Here is a 6,819-nt window from a genome sequence, read left to right as displayed (position 1 = left end):
TTCGGAGCGGGAATGGCGCCAATCCTGCCCGGAACCCTCCTGTCGGCGGGACGATACAGATGTGATGAGCCTGCGCATCGTGTGACGCGCGATATTGCCAACCGGGTACCATGCTACACACCTGCTGGCCTGCCCGATTCATAATAACAATATACTCTTTGAAGCAAATAAGCAAACTGACCACGCAGGCTTCCGTCACACTCGGGGGAGGACAACAGGGAGTACACGAGGGAGTACACGACACTTGGGTCCCCGGGTCAGCGTCGCAGGCTTGGGCTCGGCCTGCAGGAGGAACACGACCTGATCGCAACGCTCAATGGATCGCAACATTGACTATAACATTATATCAAAATATTATTTCACACTCATATCTCTTCCCGGTGTCTCCGCGCGACGGCCGGATGGATCCAGCTCCGAGGCAATCATGGAAACGGACTATCTCATCATCGGTGCCGGCTCGGCCGGCTGCGTCCTCGCCAACAGGCTGTCGGGCAGCGGGGCGCAGGTCGTGCTCATCGAGGCCGGGGGCCGGGATCGCGACTACAAGCTGCGGATTCCTGCGGCTGCCCTGAAGCTCAGAGGTCATCACACCTACGACTGGCGTTTCGTGACCGAGCGGCACGGGGAGACGGCCAACCGTGACTTCCAGTGGACGCGCGGCAAGGTTCTTGGCGGCAGCAGCTCGATCAACGGCATGAACTTCGTCCGCGGCCTTCCGTCGGACTTCGACGATTGGGCTGCTTCCGGCGCGCAGGGGTGGTCGTTCGAGGAGGTGCTGCCGTTCTTCAAGTCGATGGAACGTTTCGAGGGCGGTTCGGACAGGTTCCGCGGTCGCGACGGCCCGCTGAAGATCGAGCCCTACCGCACGATCCTCCCGATCACGCACCATCTGGCAAAGGCGGCTCAGGAGACCGGCTTCACCCTCTTTCCAGACCTCAACGCGGCCACCGGAGAGGGCGTCGGCTATTCCCAGATGGCCCGCGACGGCCGTTTCCGCGCATCGAGCGCACGCGCATTCCTGAAACCGGCGATGGCGCGGGCGAACCTGCGCGTCGAGATCGATTCCATGGCGCGGCGCCTTCTCTTCGAGGGCCGCCGCTGCGTCGGGGCGGTCGTGCGCAGGGGGGGCGAGGAGGCGACGATCCGGGCACGACGGGAAGTCGTTCTCTGCGCCGGATCGATCGGCTCGCCTCACCTCCTGCAAGTCTCGGGCGTCGGGGCACCGGAGCATCTGCGATCGATCGGGGTTCCCCTTGTGCACAATCTTCCCGGCGTCGGCGAGAACCTCAGCGACCACTATGCCTGCACGCTCGCCACCACGACGATGAACGTCCTGACACTGAACGATTTCGTCGGCAGCTGGCGCCTCGGGCCGGCAGTGATGCAATGGCTGCTCTTTGCCTCCGGCCCGCTGACCTTCGGCTCGACGACCGTCACCATCTTCGCCAAGAGCCGGCCGCAGCTTGCCGTGCCGGACCTCCAGTTCCTCTTCATGCCGGGCATATTCCCGCGCTCCAGCGCGTCCAAGCGCGAGCTGATAGGTATAGAGACGCTCAAAGGCATCCGCTTCTCGATCAGCGCGGCCAAGCCTCGAAGCCGGGGGCGGCTGCGGGCGAAATCGGCCGACATCGACGAGCATCCGTCGATCTCGCCAGGCTATTTGACCGCCCCGGAGGATCTAGAGACGCTGAAGGCCGGACTCCGGCTCGGCCGGCGAATCTTCGCGGCGCCGGCATTGCAGCCCTTCGTGCAGAAGGAGGTCTTTCCGGGAACGCAGGTCCAGTCGGACGAGGATATCGAGGCCTATATCCGCGCCACGGGCCACACAGCCTACCATCCGGCCGGCACATGCCGGATCGGCACGGACCGGATGGCGGTCGTCGATCCGAGCCTCCGGGTTGTCGGACTGGAAGGACTGCGGGTCGCCGACGCATCGGTGATGCCGGTCGTCACGACCGGCAACATCAACGCGCCAACGACGATGATCGGCGAGAAGGCCTCGGACCTCATCCTGAAGAGCTGGAGCGAGCCGGCCCCGCCCACGGTGCGCCCGGCTTGGGACACCGCTACCCTGCCCGGAGCTCTGACATGAAAGTGCTTGTGGGAGTGAAGCGCGTTGTTGGTGACAACGCGAAGATCCGTGTGAAGCGCGACGGTTCGGGGGTCGGGCCGCTGGCGGGGCCGAGCTCCTGAAAGAGGTGGCGGAGCGACAGCGTGGGCGCCGCCACCAGCGCCGTCCGATGTTCACCCGGCCGCCTGCGCTCCCCGCCCCTGCTCCTCCCGGTCCGTGCTGAAGCCCAGTTCGCGCAGGATCGCTGCGCGGTCGTGGTTCATCGGCAGGGCTAGATGCGTGACCGTCGGCGGAGTCCTGGTCAGGCGAAGCGGACTGCCGAGCATCGGCATCTCCGCTTCGCCATCGCGCATCCTGAACCACAGCCTGCGCTCGATCGCATGCGGCATGGCCGAGGCCTCGCGCACCGTCTGCACTGGCACCGCCTCCAGTCCCCGATCATTGAGAGCGGCCACCAGGGCGGTTCGCTCCAGGCGAGCGAGAGCCGAAGGGTCGAGGTCGTCGTCGCCCGGCACACGCAGCGCCTCCTCCAGAGCCGCCCTCCCCGCTTCAACGAGGACGTAGCCGTCGAGCGCCTCGACCACGGCCGGCTCGATGCGCCCTTCCAGCGCTCCGTTCCATGTGGTCTGCGTGAGCCAGGCCGAGATGTCCTGCATGGACAGGTCGACGAGCTGCCCCTCGCCCGTCCGCTCGGCATGTTCGAGCGCCGCGAGGATGGCGACCATCGCCATCAGCGCGCCCATGAAGTCGGCCGTCGATATTCCCGACTTCAGCGGCACGCCGTCCGCGCTCAGCACGGTCATAAAGCCGGCCATGGCGGTGATCACCATGTCGAAGGCCGGCCGTCGCGGATACAGCGAATCGATGCCGAAGCCGCTGATCGGGCAATAGATCAGCCGCGGATTGATCGCCCGGATCGCATCCGCGCTCAGGCCGAACTTCTCCAGCGTGCCCGGCTTCAGATTCTCCACCAGCACGTCGGCTGTGGCGATCAGACGCTTCAACACCTCGATGTCGAACGCGTCGTTGAGGTCGATCACCATCGTCCTCTTGTCAGCGTTGTTCATCCGGAAGGAGATGGCGGCGCCGGAACGCGTTTCTTTGGCGCCCGGCTGCTCGATCTTGATGACTTCCGCCCCGAGATGCGCCAACTCGCGGGCGCACATCGGCGCCGTCGTGTATTGACCGAACTCGATGATCCGCACGCCCTGCAACGGCCGTACGCCAGTCGGCGCGTTGCCGGCCTCCGCCCGCTTCATCATGCCGGCCGCGATCTTCTCCACCGTCGCCCGGTCGCCGTCGACCGGCGGCACGCGCGCTGGCGTGAGACCGGGCGTCGCGCTCATGCGCAACGGAGAGCCGGGCACGAAGACCTCGCGTCCGTCCGCGTCCGGCACGGTCCGGATCATGCCGCGAAAGGAGAGATTCTCCTCCTGGGGGTAGTCGTCCATCGGGACGATCGGGCCGGCGACGACGCCAACCTCCAGAAGCCGCGCCACGCATTCGGCCGTGGTGTGCCGCCGCGTCCAGTCCTCGATCACCGGATCGATCTCGGGCGTGCCTGCCACACGCGACGGCTGGGTCTTATATTTTGGCGCGATGTCCGGCCGTCCGACGAGCTGGCACAGCCGCTCGAACATCGCGAACGTGTTGCCGGCACAGATGAGGACGTAACCGTCGCTCGAGCGGTAGGCATTCCAGGGCCGCACGGTGGGATGACGGTTGCCGAGCCGCGATTTTTCGGACACGTCGCTAGTCAGCACGGTCGACAGGAAAGAGCGAAGTGCGGCGAAGGCCCCGTCGAACAAGGCGATGTCCACGAGCTGGCCGACCTTGTGTCGGCGCCGCACCCTGTGCGCGGCGATGACGGCGCTCGAAGCATAGGTGCCGGCGATGACGTCGACGATCGGAACACGGATCGGCACCGGTGGGCCGTCCGGGAACCCGGTCGTGTCCATGATCCCGGAGATCGCCTGCACGCCGAGCTCGCTCAGCGGCCGTCCGGCCAACGGACCGCTCATGCCGAAAGCCGTGATGTCGCAGACGATGTTGGCGGGCGACGCGGCATCAGGCACATGCAACCATTCGGGGTCGACGTCGCTCGAGGTGATGACGATGTCGCTGCGGGCGCACAGGCCGGCGAAAAGCGCGCGGTCCCCGGCGTCGTTCCGGTCGAATCGCCAGCTCAGTTTTCCGGCCGCGTACTGCGTGCGATGGCCGGCCTTCGGCGATTGCCCGTCGTGCTCGACAAGGATCACCTTCGCACCCAGCTGCGCAAGCAGCGACCCGCAGACGGCGGCCGCGCCCCGTACTCCGATCTCCACAACGTTCACGCCTTCCAGCGACATCGCTTCCTTCATACTGCCCTCCTGCATGGCCGAACCGGTTCGGCTTGACGCCTTCTTCATATGATAATAATGTTATACCTAATCAGTGCCAAGGGCCCTTGTCTGTTCGCATGGCAGCGCGCCGCGCTATCGTTCTGTGTCCCAAGGGTTTTCCAAACGCAGCGACGCTGCCACAGCGGTCCCGCATGAGGGAACGCGCTGCCCGATGTCGGTCAAGGCTGGAGAGTGAGGGGATGGATTTCAAACTGACCAGCGAGCATCGCATGCTCCAGGAGTCGGTCAAGCAGATGGTGGATCGGGACGTCATGCCGATCCTCAGACGTAACGACCCGTTCAAGCCGCTGCCAAAGGAGGAGCGTCGCGCCATCGTCAAGGTCGGCGCGGCCCACGGCCTCACGTCCTGCCGCATTCCCGAGAAGTTCGGCGGCGCCGGCATGTCGGCGTTCGAATACGGCCTCATACGCGAGATGATGCCTGCCTCGGTCAGCTTCGGCATGGGCGGACAGGAAGGGCCCGCCCTGCGCATCTGCATGGGCGGCAACGAGGAGCAGGTCGAGCGCTTCGTGCCGGCCCTCATCGCCGGCGACATTCTCGGCGCCTCCGGGACGACGGAGCCCGGCTCGGGCTCCGACGCGAGGGGCGCCAAGACACGGGCTGTGCGGGACGGGGACGACTGGATTGTCAACGGCCACAAGATGTGGGTCAGCGGCGCCTTCAACTGCGACATCATGCTGACTGCCGCCTCGATCGGAAAGAACGAGAAGGGCCATAACCGGCTGCTCTGGTTCGTGGTCGACCAGGAGGTTTCTCCCTTCTACACCTCGAAGACGCCGACGCTCGGGCTCAAGCAGGGCGCGCTCGGAGAGGCGATCTTCGAGAACTGCCGGGTGCCCGGCCGCAACGTGATCGGCGCCGAGGGAACGGCCTCCCGTGTTCTCCAGACCACATGGATGCTTCAGCGCCCGGCGCTCGGCCTGACGGCCGTCGGCATGGCGCAGCGCGCGCTGGATGCGGCCACCGAATATGCCGGAATGCGCGAGATGTTCGGGCGAAAGATCGGCAGCTTCCAGCTTGTACAGGAGCTTCTCGCCGACTCGGCGGCCGCCGTCATGACGAGCCGGCTCCTTTGCTACAAGGCGATGCAGGCGATCGACAACGACGAGCCGGACAAGGTCCATCTCTCGGCCATGGCCAAGCGCTACGCGATCGCCGCCTGCACCCGAGCGGTATCACTTTGCATGGAAGTGCACGGGGCAATGGGCATCAGCGTGGAGCTCGGCCTGGAGGAACTCTACCGCGACATCCGCATGCTGCCGATCCCCGACGGCACCAATCAGATCATGACGCTGATCGAGGGGCGCGAGATCACGGGCATTTCCGCGATCCGCTGACGCTACCCTCAGGAGGAGACGATCGGTGAACGTGGAAACGCTCTTGACCGAAACGCACGGCCCGACCCGGGTCGTCACGATGAACCGGCCGGAGCGCCGGAACGCCGTCAACCATCGCATGATGATCGAGATGGAGGCCGTGCTCCGCGAGGCCGAGGACGATCCGTCCGTTCGATGCGTCGTCCTGACCGGCGGCAGCGACTTTTTCTCGTCGGGACGCGACCTCAAGGAAGCATCGGCCAGTTCGCCAGCCGAGCGCGAGGAAGCGAAGGCCGCCCTGCGCCGGCTGACGGACACCATAGAAGGGCTGAAACGGCCTGTCGTTGCCGCGATCGAGGGCCCCTGCCTCACCGGGGGGCTGGAACTCGCGCTGACCTGCGACCTGCGCGTCGGGGGCGAAGGCGCGACATTCGGAATCACCAGCGCGAAGCTCGGTACGATTCCCGGCTTCGGGGGCACGCAGCGCCTCCCCCGCATCGTCGGCATGGCCCGCGCTTTCGAGCTTCTCTTCTCCGCCGAACCGATCGACGTCGATGAAGCGTATCGAATCGGGCTGATCAACCGCAAGGCGGCACGGGGCGCAGCGCTCGACGAGGCATTGAGGATGGTCGCGATATACGGCGAGCGCGCTCCTCTCAGCCTCGCCACGCTCAAGCAAGCCGTCCGGCAAGGGATGGAAAGGGATCTTGCTTCCTCGCTCGACCTCGAGCAGAAGCTCGGCGCTACCCTGACGGGAACGAGCGACCGGGCCGAGGGCATGGCGGCGTTCCTGGAGCGACGCAAGCCGAACTTCCAGGGCCGCTGATCCCGCGCCCGTACGATGAAGACGAAGCGCTGGTTGGCACGGGCATGCGTGGCAGAACAGCGCTGCCCGGTGTCGTCCGAAAACGGGAGGCACCTTCCTGGCGCTTTCAAGCCTTTGAAATTGGCCAGTTTTCCGCGCCTCTTGCGGCACCGCAGTACAGCTCACGATTGACAGGCCACATAGACCCAGTTAAGAATAATGTTA

Annotated in this window: 4 protein-coding genes; 3 read left to right on the top strand and 1 reads right to left on the bottom strand. The window is 65.5% G+C overall.

Annotated elements, in window-relative coordinates:
- The first annotated feature begins 424 nt into the window (after positions 1-424).
- Positions 425-2,092, top strand: a complete 1,668-nt coding sequence (locus ACUSIJ_RS23600; RefSeq protein ID WP_449310869.1) for a GMC family oxidoreductase — start codon at positions 425-427, stop codon at positions 2,090-2,092.
- A gap of 152 nt (positions 2,093-2,244) precedes the next feature.
- Here the strand turns inward: ACUSIJ_RS23600 and ACUSIJ_RS23595 are convergent, their stop codons facing one another.
- Positions 2,245-4,431, bottom strand: a complete 2,187-nt coding sequence (locus tag ACUSIJ_RS23595) for a CaiB/BaiF CoA transferase family protein (RefSeq protein WP_449310868.1) — start codon at positions 4,429-4,431, stop codon at positions 2,245-2,247.
- Between the two features lie 221 nt (positions 4,432-4,652).
- On the opposite strand from ACUSIJ_RS23595, the gene ACUSIJ_RS23590 reads away from it, so the two are divergent.
- Positions 4,653-5,810, top strand: a complete 1,158-nt coding sequence (locus tag ACUSIJ_RS23590) for an acyl-CoA dehydrogenase family protein (RefSeq protein ID WP_449310867.1) — start codon at positions 4,653-4,655, stop codon at positions 5,808-5,810.
- 25 nt (positions 5,811-5,835) lie between these two features.
- A complete protein-coding gene (locus tag ACUSIJ_RS23585; RefSeq protein WP_449310866.1) occupies positions 5,836-6,615 on the top strand; it encodes an enoyl-CoA hydratase/isomerase family protein in 780 nt (259 codons plus the stop codon).
- Positions 6,616-6,819: the final 204 nt, after the last annotated feature.

It is taken from the genome of Pseudochelatococcus sp. B33, from assembly GCF_053570585.1.
The sequence above is the reverse complement of the archived record's forward strand: the minus strand, read 5'-3'. Positions and strand labels throughout refer to the sequence as shown.

What these genes read in the sequence shown, in the direction of transcription:
- ACUSIJ_RS23600 (WP_449310869.1), top strand. Translation starts at nt 425, where the DNA reads ATGGAAACGGACTATCTCATCATCGGTGCCGGCTCGGCCGGCTGCGTC.
- ACUSIJ_RS23595 (WP_449310868.1), bottom strand. Translation starts at nt 4,431, where the DNA reads ATGAAGGAAGCGATGTCGCTGGAAGGCGTGAACGTTGTGGAGATCGGA.
- ACUSIJ_RS23590 (WP_449310867.1), top strand. Translation starts at nt 4,653, where the DNA reads ATGGATTTCAAACTGACCAGCGAGCATCGCATGCTCCAGGAGTCGGTC.